This is a genomic window from Nocardia sputi (assembly GCF_023501985.1).
Genome location: NZ_JAMFLC010000013.1, coordinates 208,222 through 222,915, shown reverse-complemented (window position 1 = coordinate 222,915; position 14,694 = coordinate 208,222). Strand labels below are relative to the sequence as shown.

General features: G+C 68.8%; 18 protein-coding genes. 11 read left to right on the top strand and 7 right to left on the bottom strand.

Features of this window, described 5'->3' with window-relative positions:
• Positions 1 to 17 precede the first annotated feature (17 nt).
• The 3 genes from M8859_RS17995 to M8859_RS17985 are packed head-to-tail and all read left to right on the top strand — an operon-like array spanning position 18 to position 3,501.
• Positions 18 to 770, top strand: a complete 753-nt coding sequence (locus tag M8859_RS17995; protein WP_249644574.1) for a DUF1989 domain-containing protein — start codon at positions 18 to 20, stop codon at positions 768 to 770.
• Positions 767 to 1,387, top strand: a complete 621-nt coding sequence (locus M8859_RS17990; RefSeq protein ID WP_195070911.1) for an urea amidolyase associated protein UAAP2 — start codon at positions 767 to 769, stop codon at positions 1,385 to 1,387. The genes M8859_RS17995 and M8859_RS17990 overlap by 4 nt, the downstream gene beginning before the upstream one ends.
• Entirely contained in the window at positions 1,384 to 3,501 is a 2,118-nt protein-coding gene (locus M8859_RS17985; RefSeq protein ID WP_195139791.1) for a 5-oxoprolinase/urea amidolyase family protein, read from the top strand. The genes M8859_RS17990 and M8859_RS17985 overlap by 4 nt, the downstream gene beginning before the upstream one ends.
• Here M8859_RS17985 and M8859_RS17980 read toward each other — a convergent pair.
• Positions 3,493 to 4,647 (bottom strand): epoxide hydrolase family protein, encoded by a 1,155-nt coding sequence (locus M8859_RS17980; protein WP_249644573.1) that lies wholly within the window; start codon positions 4,645 to 4,647, stop codon positions 3,493 to 3,495. The genes M8859_RS17985 and M8859_RS17980 overlap by 9 nt on opposite strands.
• A 62-nt stretch (positions 4,648 to 4,709) precedes the next feature.
• Here M8859_RS17980 and M8859_RS17975 point away from each other — a divergent pair, with 62 nt between their 5' ends.
• Entirely contained in the window at positions 4,710 to 5,660 is a 951-nt protein-coding gene (locus tag M8859_RS17975; protein ID WP_249644572.1) for a helix-turn-helix transcriptional regulator, read from the top strand.
• A gap of 6 nt (positions 5,661 to 5,666) precedes the next feature.
• On the opposite strand, the gene M8859_RS17970 is transcribed toward M8859_RS17975, so the two are convergent.
• Positions 5,667 to 6,068 carry a RidA family protein gene (locus tag M8859_RS17970; RefSeq protein ID WP_159930135.1) on the bottom strand — a complete coding sequence of 134 codons (402 nt, stop codon included), beginning with the start codon at positions 6,066 to 6,068 and terminating at the stop codon, positions 5,667 to 5,669.
• Positions 6,069 to 6,098: 30 nt separating this feature from the next.
• Between M8859_RS17970 and M8859_RS17965 the strand changes: the two genes are divergently transcribed.
• Together M8859_RS17965 and M8859_RS17960 are read left to right on the top strand one after the other, a co-directional pair.
• Positions 6,099 to 6,662: a CGNR zinc finger domain-containing protein gene (locus M8859_RS17965; RefSeq protein WP_223520564.1), complete on the top strand. Its 564-nt coding sequence runs from the start codon at positions 6,099 to 6,101 to the stop codon at positions 6,660 to 6,662.
• 87 nt (positions 6,663 to 6,749) lie between these two features.
• Positions 6,750 to 7,526: an SDR family oxidoreductase gene (locus M8859_RS17960; protein ID WP_249644571.1), complete on the top strand. Its 777-nt coding sequence runs from the start codon at positions 6,750 to 6,752 to the stop codon at positions 7,524 to 7,526.
• A 13-nt stretch (positions 7,527 to 7,539) separates the two neighbouring features.
• Here M8859_RS17960 and M8859_RS17955 read toward each other — a convergent pair whose 3' ends face one another.
• On the bottom strand, positions 7,540 to 8,550 hold the full coding sequence (locus M8859_RS17955) for an NAD(P)-dependent alcohol dehydrogenase (RefSeq protein ID WP_249644570.1): 1,011 nt from the start codon (positions 8,548 to 8,550) through the stop codon (positions 7,540 to 7,542).
• 90 nt (positions 8,551 to 8,640) lie between these two features.
• On the opposite strand from M8859_RS17955, the gene M8859_RS17950 reads away from it, so the two are divergent.
• Positions 8,641 to 9,294, top strand: coding sequence for a TetR/AcrR family transcriptional regulator C-terminal domain-containing protein (locus M8859_RS17950; protein WP_249644569.1), 654 nt, complete (start codon positions 8,641 to 8,643; stop codon positions 9,292 to 9,294).
• Positions 9,295 to 9,297: 3 nt separating this feature from the next.
• Here the strand turns inward: M8859_RS17950 and M8859_RS17945 are convergent, their stop codons facing one another.
• Positions 9,298 to 9,771, bottom strand: coding sequence for a MarR family winged helix-turn-helix transcriptional regulator (locus tag M8859_RS17945; RefSeq protein WP_195070907.1), 474 nt, complete (start codon positions 9,769 to 9,771; stop codon positions 9,298 to 9,300).
• A gap of 108 nt (positions 9,772 to 9,879) precedes the next feature.
• Between M8859_RS17945 and M8859_RS17940 the strand changes: the two genes are divergently transcribed.
• A complete protein-coding gene (locus M8859_RS17940) occupies positions 9,880 to 11,064 on the top strand; it encodes a GDSL-type esterase/lipase family protein (RefSeq protein WP_195070906.1) in 1,185 nt (394 codons plus the stop codon).
• Here the strand turns inward: M8859_RS17940 and M8859_RS17935 are convergent.
• Positions 11,054 to 11,611 (bottom strand): TetR/AcrR family transcriptional regulator C-terminal domain-containing protein, encoded by a 558-nt coding sequence (locus M8859_RS17935; RefSeq protein ID WP_372492917.1) that lies wholly within the window; start codon positions 11,609 to 11,611, stop codon positions 11,054 to 11,056. The genes M8859_RS17940 and M8859_RS17935 overlap by 11 nt on opposite strands.
• 128 nt (positions 11,612 to 11,739) lie before the next feature.
• On the opposite strand from M8859_RS17935, the gene M8859_RS17930 reads away from it, so the two are divergent.
• Genes M8859_RS17930 through M8859_RS17920 form a run of 3 tightly spaced genes read left to right on the top strand, consistent with a single transcriptional unit; the run spans position 11,740 to position 13,387 of the window.
• Positions 11,740 to 12,297 (top strand): peroxiredoxin-like family protein, encoded by a 558-nt coding sequence (locus M8859_RS17930; protein ID WP_223520551.1) that lies wholly within the window; start codon positions 11,740 to 11,742, stop codon positions 12,295 to 12,297.
• A complete protein-coding gene (locus tag M8859_RS17925) occupies positions 12,294 to 12,776 on the top strand; it encodes an anthrone oxygenase family protein (RefSeq protein ID WP_249644568.1) in 483 nt (160 codons plus the stop codon). The genes M8859_RS17930 and M8859_RS17925 overlap by 4 nt, the downstream gene beginning before the upstream one ends.
• Positions 12,773 to 13,387 (top strand): ATPase, encoded by a 615-nt coding sequence (locus M8859_RS17920; RefSeq protein ID WP_249644567.1) that lies wholly within the window; start codon positions 12,773 to 12,775, stop codon positions 13,385 to 13,387. The genes M8859_RS17925 and M8859_RS17920 overlap by 4 nt, the downstream gene beginning before the upstream one ends.
• A gap of 28 nt (positions 13,388 to 13,415) precedes the next feature.
• Here the strand turns inward: M8859_RS17920 and M8859_RS17915 are convergent, their stop codons facing one another.
• Both M8859_RS17915 and M8859_RS17910 read right to left on the bottom strand, forming a co-directional pair.
• Positions 13,416 to 14,015, bottom strand: a complete 600-nt coding sequence (locus M8859_RS17915; protein WP_159930125.1) for a Uma2 family endonuclease — start codon at positions 14,013 to 14,015, stop codon at positions 13,416 to 13,418.
• A gap of 86 nt (positions 14,016 to 14,101) precedes the next feature.
• On the bottom strand, positions 14,102 to 14,671 hold the full coding sequence (locus M8859_RS17910; protein ID WP_159930170.1) for a Uma2 family endonuclease: 570 nt from the start codon (positions 14,669 to 14,671) through the stop codon (positions 14,102 to 14,104).
• Positions 14,672 to 14,694: the final 23 nt, after the last annotated feature.

The window sequence follows — 14,694 nt, the reverse complement described above, 5'->3', positions numbered from 1 at the left end:
ATTCGAAAGGATTCACCGTGACAAGCACCGCCAATACCTCCGGCGCGCGAGCGCACGCACGATCGCAGGCCGCCACGGCGACCATCGCGGAGCCCGCCGCGCCCGCCGGGGTCACCACCTCGAGGATCACCTTCGCCCAGCGAGTTCCCGCGGGCGGTTACGCGAACGTCGTCCTCGGCCGCGGTACCCGCGTCCGTCTCCGCGATCCCGACGGCGCGGCCTGCGCGCATCTGCTGCTGGTGCGCGCCGAAGCACCGTGGGAGCGTTTGAACGTCGCCGACACCCTCAAGGTGCCGTGGCAGGCATACCTGGGCGGCGGCCACCCGCTGCTGTCGGACCAGGGCCGCCTCCTGGCCACCGTGCTCGCCGACACCTCCGGCCACCACGACGCGCTCTGCGGCCCGACCACCCAGGCCCGCGAGCTGCTGCGGCTCGCGGGCGCCAAACACGGCCTGCGACCACGGGGCATCGGGCCGACGGTCGCGTTCTTCCGCGGCGTGCGGGTGGAGCGGGACGGAGCGCTCACCGCGACCGGCAGCGCCGCCGCCGGTTCCTCGGTCGATCTGCTCGTGCACCTGCCGGTCACCGTGCTGATCGCCAACACCGCGCATCCCCTCGACGATCGGCCCGCGACAGACCTCGACGTCGTCGCCTGGGCCGCGCCGGAAGACCTCGCCGTCCCGGTCGGCGAGGACCCGGAATACCGACGTGCCGTGCGGAACACCGAACAGGCCTGGACGGCCGCCCTGACTCTGGAGGTAACCGCATGACTTCCACCGCGGCCCGCACCGTCGTGCTCGACGAGACCGTTCCCGCCCGCGCTCCGTGGTCGGCCGTGATCCGGGCGGGCGAGTACCTGGAGATCATCGATCTGCACGGCAACCAAGCGGTGGACTGCCTGCTGTACTCGGCGGCCGACCACGGCGAGCGCTACAGCGCGCAGGCAACGGTCGCCGCCCAGCGCAACATCTTCCTGACCACCGGCAGCGTGCTGCGCACCGACGCGGGCACGGCGCTGATGACGGTCGTGGCCGACGAAGTAGGCAATCACGACACCATCGCGGGCGCCTGCTCACAGGAGTCCAACACGCTGCGCTACGGCCACCACACCCGCCACCAGCACGCCTGCGTGGAGAACTTCCTCACCGAAGCCCTGCGCTGGGGCCTGGGCAAACGGGACCTGGTCTCGAACATCAACTGGTTCATGAACGTTCCGGTCGAGGCGGACGGCACCCTGGGCATCGTGGACGGGTTGTCCGCGCCGGGCAAGCGGGTCACGTTGCGCGCCGAGATCGACACGCTGGTACTGGTTTCCAACTGTCCGCAGATCAACAACCCCTGCAACGGCTTCGACCCGACTCCCGTACGCATGGTGGTGTCCCGATGACCGTCGCCGCACTACCGGTGGCCGGGGCTGTACCGGCCACGTCCCCGGCGCGCGGCCGGGTCGAGGTCGTTCGGCCCGGCATGCTGACCACCGTCCAGGACTGGCCCGGCCGCATCGGGTACTGGCACATCGGCGTGCCGCCGTCGGGCCCGATGGACGATCTGTCGTTCCGCCTGGGTAATCGAGCGCTCGGCAACGACGAAGGCACCGCCGGACTGGAATGCACCCTCGGCGGGCCCGCGCTCCGATTCACCGCGCCCGCTTGGGTTTGCGTCACCGGCGCTCCGACCGACGTGACGGTGGACGGCATCCGCGTGCCGCAGTGGCGCACGCTGGCCGTACCCGCGGGCGGCGTATTGGACGTCGGCATCGTGCGCGGACCGGGCATGCGCTGCTACGTGCTGATCGCGGGCGGCATCGACGTGCCCGGATACCTCGGCAGCGCGGCGACCTTCACACTCGGCCGGTTCGGCGGCGGCACGGGTGGCGCCTTGCGCGCCGGTGAATCGCTTCCGTTGGCCGCGCACCGGGGCCGGATCACGACTGCCGTGCCGATGGAAGAACAGCCGGTGCTGGCCCGGCGCTGGGAACTCGCGGTCACCGAGGGCCCGCACGGCGCTCCGGAGTTCTTCACCCGCGCCGACTTCGAGACCATCGTCGGCACCGACTACGAGGTGCACTTCAACTCCGACCGCACCGGTGTCCGGCTGATCGGGCCGAAGCCGCAATGGGCCCGCGCCGACGGCGGCGAGGCGGGCCTGCACCCGTCCAATATTCACGACACCCCGTATTCGGTGGGCGCGTTGGACTTCACGGGCGACACCCCCATCCTGCTCGGCCCCGACGGACCGAGTCTCGGCGGTTTCGTCTGCCCGGTCACCGTCGTGGCGGCCGACCGCTGGAAGCTCGGCCAACTGTCCGCGGGCGACAGCGTGCGGTTCGTTCCGGTCCGCGGTGACCGCGCCGCCTCGATCCGGGAACTCGGGCCCGCGCGCCGCGCCGCGTGGCCGACGGTGCTGTCGGCGGGCGGCGACGGTGACGACGGCGTGCTGCGCCGCGCCGAGGTCGACGACGAAACCGCGGTGACCTACCGCCGCGCGGGCGACGACGCAGTGCTGGTCGAATACGGCGCCATGACGTTGGATCTGGGCCTGCGCGCCCGTGTGCACGCCCTGCATCAGCACCTGCTCGCCGCCGGGGTGCGCGGCGTGACCGAGCTGACCCCCGGCATTCGTTCACTGCAGATTCGGGTCGATCCGCACGTCTTGTCCGTGCCCGCGCTGCTGGACCTGCTCGCCGAAGCCGAGACCCAGCTGCCCGCCTCCGATCAGCTCGTCGTGCCCAGCCGGGTCGTCCATCTGCCGCTGTCCTGGGACGACCCGTCCACGCGCGAGGCGATCACCCGCTACATGCGCGGCGTGCGCGCCGATGCGCCTTGGTGCCCGTGGAACATCGAGTTCATCCGCCGCATGAACGGCTTGGCTTCCGTCTCCGAGGTCTACGACACCGTGTTCGGAGCCGAGTACCTGGTGCTGGGCCTCGGCGACGTCTACCTCGGCGCGCCGGTCGCCACCCCCACCGATCCCCGGCACCGGCTGGTCACCACGAAATACAATCCCGCTCGCACCTGGACCCCGGAGAACGCCGTGGGCATCGGCGGCGCCTACCTGTGTGTCTACGGCATGGAGGGGCCGGGGGGCTACCAGTTCGTCGGCCGTACCACGCAGGTGTGGAATCACCGAGCCTGCGGCGCGCCCGCGATTGCGCCCGGCGCCGACCGCACCGCTTCAGGAGCCGAAACGCCCTGGCTATTGCGTTATTTCGATCGGATCCGCTGGTATCCCGTCGAAGCGGAGGAACTGCTCGACATGCGCGCCGACTTCTCCGCGGGCAACGTCCGTGTTCGAGCCGAGGGCGGCGAATTCCGGCTGGCGGACTACCGGGCGTTCCTCGCCGACAACGCCGCGTCCATCGAGGCCTTCCGCGCGAAGCAGGCGCAAGCCTTCGACGCGGAACGGAATTCCTGGCGATCTGCGGGCGAGCTCACCGCGACGGTCGGTAGCCGTCGCCACGCCGTCCTTTCGAGCGAGGTGCGGACCGACGGTTCAGCGTAGGTCCCGGAAGAACTCGCGGATGTCGGTGGTGAGCAGCTGGGGTTCCTCCATCGCGGCGAAGTGGCCGCCGCGATCGACGTCGGTCCACCGCGTGATGGTGTTCTCGGTCTCGGCGTAGCGGCGGATGCCGACGTCGTGCGCGAAGACCAGGGCTGCCGTCGGCACGCCGGAGTTCTGCGCCGGCTCGCCCCACGGCGATTCCTGGGCGTAGCCGACATAGGCCGACGAGCCCGCGGTTCCGGTGAGCCAGTAGAGCATCGCGTTGGTCAGCAGCCGATCCCGGTCGAGGATCTTGTCCGGCTCGACGCCGCGCGGATGCGTCCACTCCCGGAACTTGTCCATGATCCAGGCCAGTTGCCCCACCGGCGAATCGACCAGTCCGTATGCCAGCGCCTGCGGGCGCGTGGATTGGATGGCGATGTAGCCGAACTCCTCTTGCATGAATGCCTCGATCCGCCCGATGCGGTCGCGTTCCAGGTCGGTGAGGCTCGCCAGCTCCTCCTCCGCGAGCGGCAGCGGCGGGTGCGGGCCGGGCCCTCCGTTGACGTGCACGCCGATCACCTGGCCCGGCGCCGTCCGGCCGACCTGCGGGCTCACCGCCGCTCCGATGTCGCCGCCCTGCACGCCGTAGCGCTCGTAGCCCAGTCTGCGCATGAGCTCGGCCCACGCCGCGGCGATCCGATCGATCGTCCACCCTTTTTCGGCGACCGGCCCGGAGAATCCGAATCCCGGCAACGACGGGATGATCAGATGGAACGCGTCGGACGGGTCGCCACCGTGCGCGCTCGGGTCGGTCAAAGGTCCGATGACGTCGAGGAATTCCGCCACCGAACCCGGCCAGCCGTGCGTCAGCAGCAGCGGCAGCGCGCCGGTCTCGGGTGAGCGGACATGCAGGAAGTGGATGGTCTGCCCGTCGATCTCCGTCGTGTACTGCGGATATTCGTTGAGCCGCGCTTCGGCTGCGCGCCAGTCGTATTCGGTGCGCCAGTACTCGACCAGCTCGCGCAGCCAGACGGTCGGCACGCCGGTGTCCCAGCCGTCGCCGGGCAGTGCGGCGGGCCAGCGGGTGGCGTCGAGACGAGAACGCAGGTCGTCGAGCTGCTGCTGGGGGATGTCGATACGGAACGGCTTGATCTCGTTGCTCATGCCTTCGACGTTATAGTCTGCCTAGGACAACTATCGCCCTAGGCCTCGGACAGACTTCTCTCATGTTGGAAACCTCGGCGCGGCTGCTGCGCCTGCTGTCGCTGTTGCAGACGCCCCGCGATTGGACCGGCGCCGAACTCGCCGAACGACTCGAGGTGGACGTGCGCACCGTCCGCCGGGACATCGACAAGCTGCGCACGCTGGGCTATCCGGTGGACGCGACGCCCGGTGTGGCGGGGTACCGGCTCGGCGCGGGGGCGAAACTGCCTCCGTTGCTGCTGGACGACGACGAGGCGGTCGCCGTGGCGCTCGGCCTGCGCACCGCGGCGGGCGGCACCATCGCGGGCATCGAGGACAGTTCGCTGCGCGCTCTCGCCAAACTCGAGCAAGTGCTGCCCGCGCGGCTGCGCTACCGCGTCGGCACACTCCAGGCCGCGACGGTCACGGTGCCCGCGGGCGGCCCCACCGTCGATCCCGACGTGCTCACCGCCGTCGCCGCCGCCATTCGCGATCAGCACCGTCTGCGCTTCGACTATCGCGATCACGACGGCGCCATGTCGTCGCGCACCACGGAACCGCACCGCCTGGCACACACGGGCAGGCGGTGGTACCTCATCGGCTGGGACGTCGACCGGGCGGATTGGCGCACCTATCGCGTCGACCGCCTCCATCCGCGCATCCCGACCGGACCCCGTTTCACCCCGCGCGAAGCACCCGACGCGGACCTGTCCGGATACCTCACCCGCGGCGTCACCACCGCGCCGTACCGCTACGCCGCCCGCATCACCATGAGCGTTCCAGCGGAGGTGGCCGCCGAGCGCATCGCGCCGACCGTCGGCGTCATCGAAGCGCTGGACGCCGCGAGCTGCGTGCTCCGGACCGGCGCCAACTCGCTCGACGAACTGGCGATCTACGTCGCCACCTTCGGCTTCCCGTTCCGGGTGCACGAACCACCAGAACTCGTCACGCACATTCGCGAGCTCGCCGCCCGCCTCGCCGCGGCGGTCGAGTGACCGGGTTCAGGCCGGAACGGCGGCCACGGCTTCGATCTCGCAGACGGCGCCGGGCACCGCGAAACCCGCGACCTGGGCGACAGTGATCGCGGGCGGGTTCGGGCGGTTGCCCCATACCTCGCCGAACGCGGCGAATCCGTCCTGCAGCGGCTCGCCCTCGCGGACCAGGATCGTCCACTTCACCACGTGCTCGATCGAGGCGCCCGCGGCGGCGAGACACGTCTGCAGGTTCGCGAAAGCCTGGCGGGCCTGCGAGGCGACGTCCGGACCGACGACGCGACCGGAAGCGTCCACTCCGTTCTGCCCGCCCACGTAGATCGTGTCCGCGGCGGCCGACACCCGCACGACCTGGGTGAAAGCCGGGTTGCTGTGCAGCGTTTCGGGATTGATGTGCGTGCTGATCGTCATGCGAGCAATGTAACCAGTTAAACTAGTGTCATGCAATCCCGCGCCAGCCTGCCACCCGATCTGCGCCGCCGCTTCCGTACGGGACGAGCCGCCCTCGACCTCGTGCACACCGGCGGCGAAGGCGAGCTCGCGGTGTGGGAGATCATGCACACCGTCGAGGATCTGCGCCGGTTCCTCGGCGTGATCCTCGAACTGGACGAGCTGACAGCCGAGGAATCGGATCTGCCGACGATGCGGACGCTGCGTGCCGCGATCGCCGGCACGGCGTACGGCCTCGCGACGGGCGAGCAGTTGTCGCCGGGGAACATCGCGGCGATCAACGCCGTCGCCGCCCAGCCCCCGCTGATCCCGGAACTCCGGCTCGACGGCACCGGCGGCTTCGCCGACGCGACGGCGTCCGCGGCGCTGTCCACGCTCGCCCGCGACGCCATCGACCTGTTCACCAGCCCGCTGGCCGACCGCATCCGGGTCTGCGCCGCCCAGGATTGCGGCTTGCTGTTCGTCGATGCCTCGCGTCCCGGCCGTCGCCGCTGGTGCTCGATGGACCGCTGCGGCAACCTCAGCAAGGTGCGCCGCTACCGCGCCAAGGAGTGATCGGATGTCACAGCCCGTGTCCGCGCGTCGTCGTCTCGGTGAAGCGATGGGAACGCCCCATCGGCACCGATGCGATCGGAGACAGTCATGACCACGAAAATCCTTGTCACCGGCGGCACCGGCACCCTGGGCCGCCAGGTGCTTCCACTACTGCGCGAGACCGGCGCCGACGTGCGTGTCCTGAGCCGCACCGAGCGTCCCGCGGACGGCGGCGTCGAGTTCGTCGCCGGGGACCTCCTGCGCGGCGACGGCATCGATGCCGCGGTGACGGGTGTCGACACCATCCTGCATCTGGCCGGCGGCGCCAAGGGTGACGACGTGGCGACCGCGAATCTCCTGCGCGCAGCGGCAACCGCGAGTGTCGGGCACCTCGTGTACATCTCGGTCACAGCCGCCGACCTGCTTCCGCTGACCTACTTCCGCGCGAAATTCGCCGCCGAGCAAGCCGTAGCCGAATCGGGCATCCCCTGGACCACGCTGCGGGCTGCGCAGTTCCACGACTTCGTGCCGAATCTGGTGGACAAGATGCGGAAATCGCCGGTGTTGCCGGTGCTGGGCGGGGCGCGCCTGCAACCGGTGGACACCCGTGAGGTGGCGGCCCGGCTGGTGGAACTGGCGGGCGGCGCACCCGCCGGACGGGTGCCGGATCTGGTCGGCCCGGAGGTCTTCGGGATGCGCGATCTGGTCCGCGACTATCTGGCGACGCTCGGCAAGCGGCGTGCGCTGCTGATTGTCCGGGTGCCGGGCAAGGCGGGCCGGGTCTACCGCGCGGGCGAGAACCTGGTGACCGAAGGCGCCGAGGTGGGCAAGCTGAGATGGGCGGACTACCTCGCGGAGCACCAAGGCGCGGTCCGGGCGGGATGACTCGCCGCCCGGCTCAGACGACGATCACCGTCTTGCCTTGGGCGTGCCCCGCGGCGACATGGGCCACCGCCGAGGCGGCCGCGGCGAGCGGAAAGCGCCGTTCGATCACCGGGCGCAGTTTCCCCTCGGCGGCCAGCCCCGCCAGGAACTCGAGGTCCGCCCGGCACGGGCGCATCAGCAGGGGACGCATGGTCTGGCCGACCACCAGGCCGGTCAGCACCACTTTGGCCACCCACAGCACCGGACCGAGCCAGTCTCCGCCAGGCGCGCCCGCCGAAGAGACGAAGACCCCTTTCGGTGCGAGCACCCGGCGGCATGCGGTCAGCGGCCGATTGCCCACCAAATCGAGCAGGACGTCGTATCGATCCGTGTCGCGCGTGAAATCCGCGGTGGTGTAATCGATCACGCGATCGGCGCCCAGTGCGCGCAACGTCTCGACGTGGCGTGGGCCGCACACCGCCGTCACGTCGGCGCCGAGCGCCTTGGCGATCTGCACCGCGCTCGTTCCCACACCGCCCGACGCGCCGTTGACGAGTACTTTCTGCCCGGCGCGCAGTCCGCCGACATCGCGCAGACCTTGCAGCGCCGTCATGCCCGAATCCGGCAAGGCCGCGGCCTCGATCACGGTCAGGCCATCGGGAACGCGCGCGAGCCGCCCGACCGGCACGCGCGCGAATTCGGCGAAGGCTCCCGAGTCGACCGCACCGAAAACCGAGTCCCCACGGTCGAATTCGCTCACGCCGGGACCGACGTCGACGACATCGCCTGCCAGGTCGTGCCCGATGACCGGGTACTTCGGCCGCCGAAGGCCGAAACCGAGCCGGATCGCGTAGGGCTTGCCGGTGAGCAGGTGCACGTCGCCGCGGCATACCGCCGCCGCGCGCACGCGGACCAGCACCTCGCCCGCGGCCGCGACCGGACGCGGCACCGCCTGCGTCCGAAGCGCCTCGCTGGAGCCGTATCGCGGCGCGACGATCGCGGTCATCGTCGCGCGCTCGATGGTGGACTGCTGGCCGTCGGACATGGCATCCCTCGCCTTCATTGGACACTTACAGTGTAAGTGCGACGCCGTCGACGCTACGCTTACACCGTAAGTGCGTCAAGAGAGGGGACCATGCCCGAGTCTCGCCCGCCGCTCACCAGGGACGCGGTGCTGCTCGCCGCGGTCCGGCTCGCCGACGAGCACGGCCTCGCCGCGCTGTCCATGCGGCGACTGGCACAGGCACTCGGCGTCGAGGCGATGTCGCTGTACAACCACGTGCGCAACAAGGACGACCTGCTCGACGGCATCGCCGATCTGGTGGTCGGCGAGATGACGCCACCCGCCGCCGGCGGCGATTGGAAGGCCGCCCTGCGCGCCCGGTCGGCCTCCGCCCACGAGGTATTGCTGCGCCATCCGTGGGCGACCGGACTGATCGGCTCCCGGATCAACCTCGGCCCCGCCATGCTGCGCTACATCGATGCCACCGTGGGCTGCCTGCGCGCGGCGGGATTCTCACTGCCACAAGCCGACCGCGCGTGGAACGCACTCGACAGCCACCTCTACGGCTTCACCTTGCAAGAGCTGCATTTTCCCTTGGCGCCGTCCGAATATGCCTCCGCCGCACAACAGTTCCTGCCGCGCATCCCAGCCGAAGAGTATCCCCACATGAACGCGCTCTCCCAGCTGGTCATCGATGGGAAACACACGGGCATAGCCGATTTCGGCTTCGGGCTCGACCTGATCCTGGACGGCCTGGAGCGGCTGCTGACCGAGAGCGCGGACTGACGTTCAATCCATCCGGAACGTGGCCTCCGGATTGGACGTATCCCGCACGATTCGCAACGCCTCGGACAACGCAGTGAGCTGATCGGGCCTCAGCAATCCGACGAACCAGCGGTCGACGGCGGCGAGATAGTCCGGCAGCACCTGCGCGAGCCGTGCCGCGCCCGCGTCGGTGAGCACCGCATAGGAGCTGCGCCGATCCCCCGGGTCCAGCTCCCGTTCGACCAGCTCGGCACGAGCCAGCCGATCGACCAAGCGGGTGACGCCACTGGTCGACAGCGAGGTCTGCACCGCCAGCTCCGACATGCGCAGCCGACGCCCCGGGGAGCGGCTCAGCCGCATCAGGGCGTTGAGATCCAGCCCGGACAGACCGTGCGCCTTCCAGACGGGCTCCAGCTTGGCGACCACACCGCCGTGGGCCTCGAACAGCAGGCCCATCGTGGTCAGACGTGGATCGTCCAGCAGCTCGCTCATGTCCATGAGGGCAACCTACCAAAAAGTTTCCACGCGGATAGTTGACATGAGGAACAAACTGCCGTAGAACTATGCATACGCATTATTCCTCAAGTCAATCAGTGGAGGTTCTTCATGTCGCCCAACACCTGGATCGCCGGATTCCGCACCGGGGTGATCCGCCCGGACGGGCGGATCAAGTTCGCGGAATCCCGCTCGTTCACCGACCAGACGGTGCGCCAGGCACTGCGCCTCGCGGGGGGCGGCGCGCAGGTGCGGGTCAGGCTGACCAACCGTTACGGGACGACGCCACTGACGATCGGCGCAGCACGAGTCGCTCTGCGCAAGACCGGCAGCGAGATCGTCCCCGGGACCGATACCGCGCTGCGGTTCGACGGCGCGGAGCAGGTCGTCGTCCCGGTGGGCGGCGAAGTTCTCAGCGACCCGGTGGAGTCGGCCTTCAAGGCAGGCACAGATCTGGCGCTGAGCCTCTACCTGCCCGGCCCCACCGGGCCGGCGACCTACTCACACCAGCCCGGGGAAACCGCTTACATAGCGGACGGCGACGTCACGTCCGGAGCAGTACTCCGAGCCGCCGAGGAGGTGCCCGCGCGATTCTTCGTCACCGGCGTCGATGTGCTCGCGCCCGCGGGCACGCCGATGGCCGTCGCTTTCGGCGACTCCTGGTTCGAAGGCGTCGGCACCACACTCGACGCCAACCGCCGCTCGGTCGACGTCCTCAACGAACGCCTGGAGCGCGGCTGGGTGGTCAACCAGGGCATCGCCGGAAATCGGCTGCTGACCGACGAGGTGGGTGAACCGGGCCTGGCGCGCTTCGACCGCGACGTGCTCGACGTGCCCGGCGTGACCAGCGTCCTGGTCAACTTCGGCATCAACGACCTCACCCTGGGCGGCATGGTCGGCCAGCCGCCCGCGACCGCCGACGAATTGATCGAGGGCTTCACCACCCTCGCGCAGCGGGCGCACGCGGCGGGCCTGACCATCCACGCCGCGACGATCGGCCCCTACGGCGGCGTCATCTACGAAGGTCTACACGTCGCCGAGACGCTGGCGACCCGCCGGCGCGTGAACGAATGGCTGCGCGGCTGCGAGGTCTTCGACTCGGTGTTCGATGTGGCCCGTGCGGTCGAGGACCCGCAGCGGCCTGATTTCATCCGACCCGGCTTCGACAGCGGTGACGGCATGCATCTCAACGACGCAGGGGCTCGGGCGATGGCCGAAAGCATCGACGTGGCGGCGCTTTTCGGCTCGATATCGCGCGCGGGACGCTCACGCGTCCTGGTGGCCGCTATGGCCTGAGACCGCGCAGCACGATCTCGATACCGCCTCGGAATTCGTCGTCGGCCGACATGTTCTTGGCCTGGCCCGCGGTCTGCGTCAGATGCGGGTAATCCTGCGCGGGGAGTTCGGACATCACGATCGTCCCCCGCCCCGGCAGCGGCGCATAGTGCTTGTTCTGGAGGTAACCGATCAGGAAGGCGATCAAGGTGCGCTGGGCGATGACCCGCGCGCGGCCGGTGAATCCACCCTCGGTCAGCACCGCGAGCATGGCTTCCATCACACGTAGCGATTCCACCGACGACTGGCGATGCCGCAGCACGAGCGGCACGGCGGCCGGATGAGCCGCGAACCCGTCCCGGATGTGTTCGAGCAGTGCGGTCACGCGCGTCTTCCACTCGCCTTCGGCCGGGAGTGACGTGTCGATGGAAGCGAACACCTGATCTGCCACCAGCACCTCGAGCGCATCGCGATCGCGCACGTAGCGGTACAGGGCCATGGTGGCCACGCCCAGTTCCTTGGCCACCGCACGCATGGTCAGCGCGGACAGCCCGTCGCGGTCGAGCACGGCGAGGGCCGCCGCGGCGAGATCGGCAGTGCTCAGCGAGCGGGGACGGGGCACGGATTGACAGCGTACAAGCTACGCGCATACTGGTTGTAGGCGTACAAAGTACACCTACCTAGAAGGAGTTCCCCATGTCGCTGCCCAGCGCTGTCTCCGGCCGAACCCTGGTCACCATCTCCGGTGCACGGGTCCAGGTGCCGGATCCCGATCGCCTGCTCCATCTCCAGTTCCGGCGATTCGCCGGATGCCCGGTGTGCAACCTGCACCTGCGCTCGATCGTCACCCGCAGGCACGAGATCGCCGCGGCGAACATTCGCGAGGTGATCGTCTTCCACTCCAGCGCGGAAGAATTGCGCAAGTACACCGCCGAACTGCCCTTGGACGTGATCGCCGATCCGTACCGCGAGCTCTACCGCGAATTCGGCGTCTCGACCTCGCCTCGCGCCCTGCTCGACCCGCGCGGCTGGCCCGCCATTCTGCGCGGCGTCGCCCAGGCCGCTCGGGCCATCCTGCGGCGCGGGCAGGTCGCCCCGCCCGTCAAGCCCGAGGGCGGCAGTCTCGGGTTGCCCGCCGACTTCCTGATCTCCCCCGACGGACGCGTCCTCGCCGCGAAGCACGGCACGCATGTCTACGACCAGTGGTCGGTCGACGAGTTGCTCGCCCTCGTCCCGGCGGAGCAGCGCGCGTGAGAATTGCCGAAAGACCGCTCCTGGCCCGGATGTTCGCACTACTGTTCGGCGGACTGCTCGCCGGTGCGTTCGGCTATGGAGCGGTGAACGTCCTCTACGCCTTCCGCAAAGTTCCGCTGGAGGTGCGCTTCACCTTCCACACCGCGCTGATGAGCGTCAACGGCTTGGTCATGCAGTCGCTGATGGGCCTGACCGTCCTGAGCACGCTGGTGCTCGCCGCCCGTTCCACCGGCCGATCACGCCTGCTCGCCGGTAGCGCGGGCGTGCTCGCGATCGCGGCGTTCCTCATCACCCGGCTCGGCAACGTCCCGATCAACCAGGAGATCAAAGTATGGGCGGTCAGCGGTCCGCCGGCCGACTACGCCGAAATCCTCAGCCGTTGGGAGGCCTTCCACTTCGCGCGCACGGCCTGCGCGCTGGTGGCATTCCTTTTGGTCGCGCTGACCACCCTGCTCCCCGCGAAAGAAGCACGCCCATGATGACCGTCGAACTCTTCGTCTCCGACAACGCACTCACACCCGACCGCAAACGTGCTCTCGCCGATCGCATTCTGCGCGACCTGACCACAGAGCCCGCCGCACCGGATTCGGTACTGGCGAAGGCTCGTGAATTGACCCATGTTCTGGTGCGCGACGCCGAGGTGTGGGCGACCGGCGGACCCGCCCTGGAGGACGCCCCGCGCTACCTGGCGCGGCTCACCGTCCCCGGGTCGTGGGCGAACAACAGCGAATTCGGCGGCCACGTGATCCCACTGATCACCCGAGCCATCGCCGAATCCGAGGCCGAGCCGGGACGCCTGACCCGCGATCCGCACTGCGTAGTCCAGATCGTCGGCCTACGCGAGAACAACCTCGGCGCCTTCGGCCGCACGCTCACCGCCACCGAGATCACCAAGCTGATGACCGAGGACTACCGGACCTCCGGCGACCGAGCCGAGGCCCCCGAGGGTTACGCCATCGACCCGATCTGCGGCATGACCGTCGAGGTGTCCACCGCCCGCTTCACCCTCACCCACGACGGCACCGACTACGCCTTCTGCGCCCCGGTCTGCCGCAAGATCTTCGCCGAGGAGCACGCCGTGCCGCTGTGAGCGCGCTTCCCTCTGCCATGCGAGGTCGTCAGGGCTGTTCCAGTACGTCGAAGGGAATGGTCGCCTCTACCGGGTCATCGAGTAGCAATACACGTCGGTGAACCGTGTGGGCGCGATAGCGGCGACCGGACCAGTCGAGACGGTATTCCTCGATCTCTTCGATTCGTTCTTCCTTCTGATCGAGCCGGACGATCAGGTACCGAGGAATACCGGCGGCCGCGTACTGGATTCGCTTGTCATTGATATCGGCATCGATGGTGGATTCGGACGTGACCTCGACCACCAGCAGAATGTGCGCACGAACGGTGTTGACGTCGTAGGGTTCGCAGTCCCGGATCCAGATGTCGGGGTAGCGGATGTTCAACCGCCGATCCGCCGCTGTGGATTCCGCGTCAGCGAATCGTGCGGCAACGTCGGAGTCCACAACCATGCACGGCCCGCCGTCGCGCCGGGCCGTCTCCAGCATCCCGGCCAGCCGCCGGACCACGCGACTGTGCACGGGGCTCTGGGCCATCAGCCGCACCACACGCCCGTCGACGATCTCGATGTCACCGAGCCCGGCAGTCGCCCCTTCGGCGAACTGCTCGGCAGTCACACGCAGTATCTGTTGCTCGTCGGGGGCGCTCATAGCGACATCATCGCAGTTCGAACCGAACCGGACCATGCACTCGGCTGATGATCATCACCACGACCGAGAATCCCCCTACAGCGAGGTCAGGGCAGCAGCGTCACCGGGTCGATCGTGAACTCGAAGGGACTGCGCAGGGTGACCGCATTGCCCGCGGCCACCCGGTGGGTCAGCTCGTAAGCATGGTCGTCGCCGAGCTCGTGGGCGAACAGAACAGGAAGAGACTCCCCTGGCAACTGTCCTTTGAACGGGTTGGGCTCGAATCGCCAGTAGTTCGGGATCCCGGCCTCCGCATAGACCACTGGTTTGACCATGCGGTCCTGCAACGTCGTGGATTCGGACACGACCTCGACAACGAGTTCGACTTGGTGAGCGGGAACGCCCCTGGCGTCCAGATCAATCGGCTCGGCCACCACCATGAGATCGGGGATCGGTTCGTCATCGCCGATCAGCACGCCGACGCCTTCCAACACCAAGCGATCTGTTGGCAACACCGCGTCGAGGGCACGCCCCAGCCATCTGACCAACAACTGATGGCGAGGTTTCGGTGCGGCATTTACGACGAGCTGACCATTCAAGACCTCGTAGCGCAATTCATCTTCGGGCATGTGATCGAGGTCGGCAGCCGTCCAACCATCGGCGTGAGGAACTGGCATCGCCACGAAACCACCTCCAACCT

What these genes read in the sequence shown, in the direction of transcription:
- M8859_RS17990 (WP_195070911.1), top strand. Translation starts at nt 767, where the DNA reads ATGACTTCCACCGCGGCCCGCACCGTCGTGCTCGACGAGACCGTTCCC.
- M8859_RS17985 (WP_195139791.1), top strand. Translation starts at nt 1,384, where the DNA reads ATGACCGTCGCCGCACTACCGGTGGCCGGGGCTGTACCGGCCACGTCC.
- M8859_RS17980 (WP_249644573.1), bottom strand. Translation starts at nt 4,647, where the DNA reads ATGAGCAACGAGATCAAGCCGTTCCGTATCGACATCCCCCAGCAGCAG.
- M8859_RS17975 (WP_249644572.1), top strand. Translation starts at nt 4,710, where the DNA reads ATGTTGGAAACCTCGGCGCGGCTGCTGCGCCTGCTGTCGCTGTTGCAG.
- M8859_RS17970 (WP_159930135.1), bottom strand. Translation starts at nt 6,068, where the DNA reads ATGACGATCAGCACGCACATCAATCCCGAAACGCTGCACAGCAACCCG.
- M8859_RS17965 (WP_223520564.1), top strand. Translation starts at nt 6,099, where the DNA reads ATGCAATCCCGCGCCAGCCTGCCACCCGATCTGCGCCGCCGCTTCCGT.
- M8859_RS17960 (WP_249644571.1), top strand. Translation starts at nt 6,750, where the DNA reads ATGACCACGAAAATCCTTGTCACCGGCGGCACCGGCACCCTGGGCCGC.
- M8859_RS17955 (WP_249644570.1), bottom strand. Translation starts at nt 8,550, where the DNA reads ATGTCCGACGGCCAGCAGTCCACCATCGAGCGCGCGACGATGACCGCG.
- M8859_RS17950 (WP_249644569.1), top strand. Translation starts at nt 8,641, where the DNA reads ATGCCCGAGTCTCGCCCGCCGCTCACCAGGGACGCGGTGCTGCTCGCC.
- M8859_RS17945 (WP_195070907.1), bottom strand. Translation starts at nt 9,771, where the DNA reads ATGGACATGAGCGAGCTGCTGGACGATCCACGTCTGACCACGATGGGC.
- M8859_RS17940 (WP_195070906.1), top strand. Translation starts at nt 9,880, where the DNA reads ATGTCGCCCAACACCTGGATCGCCGGATTCCGCACCGGGGTGATCCGC.
- M8859_RS17930 (WP_223520551.1), top strand. Translation starts at nt 11,740, where the DNA reads ATGTCGCTGCCCAGCGCTGTCTCCGGCCGAACCCTGGTCACCATCTCC.
- M8859_RS17920 (WP_249644567.1), top strand. Translation starts at nt 12,773, where the DNA reads ATGATGACCGTCGAACTCTTCGTCTCCGACAACGCACTCACACCCGAC.
- M8859_RS17915 (WP_159930125.1), bottom strand. Translation starts at nt 14,015, where the DNA reads ATGAGCGCCCCCGACGAGCAACAGATACTGCGTGTGACTGCCGAGCAG.
- M8859_RS17910 (WP_159930170.1), bottom strand. Translation starts at nt 14,671, where the DNA reads ATGCCAGTTCCTCACGCCGATGGTTGGACGGCTGCCGACCTCGATCAC.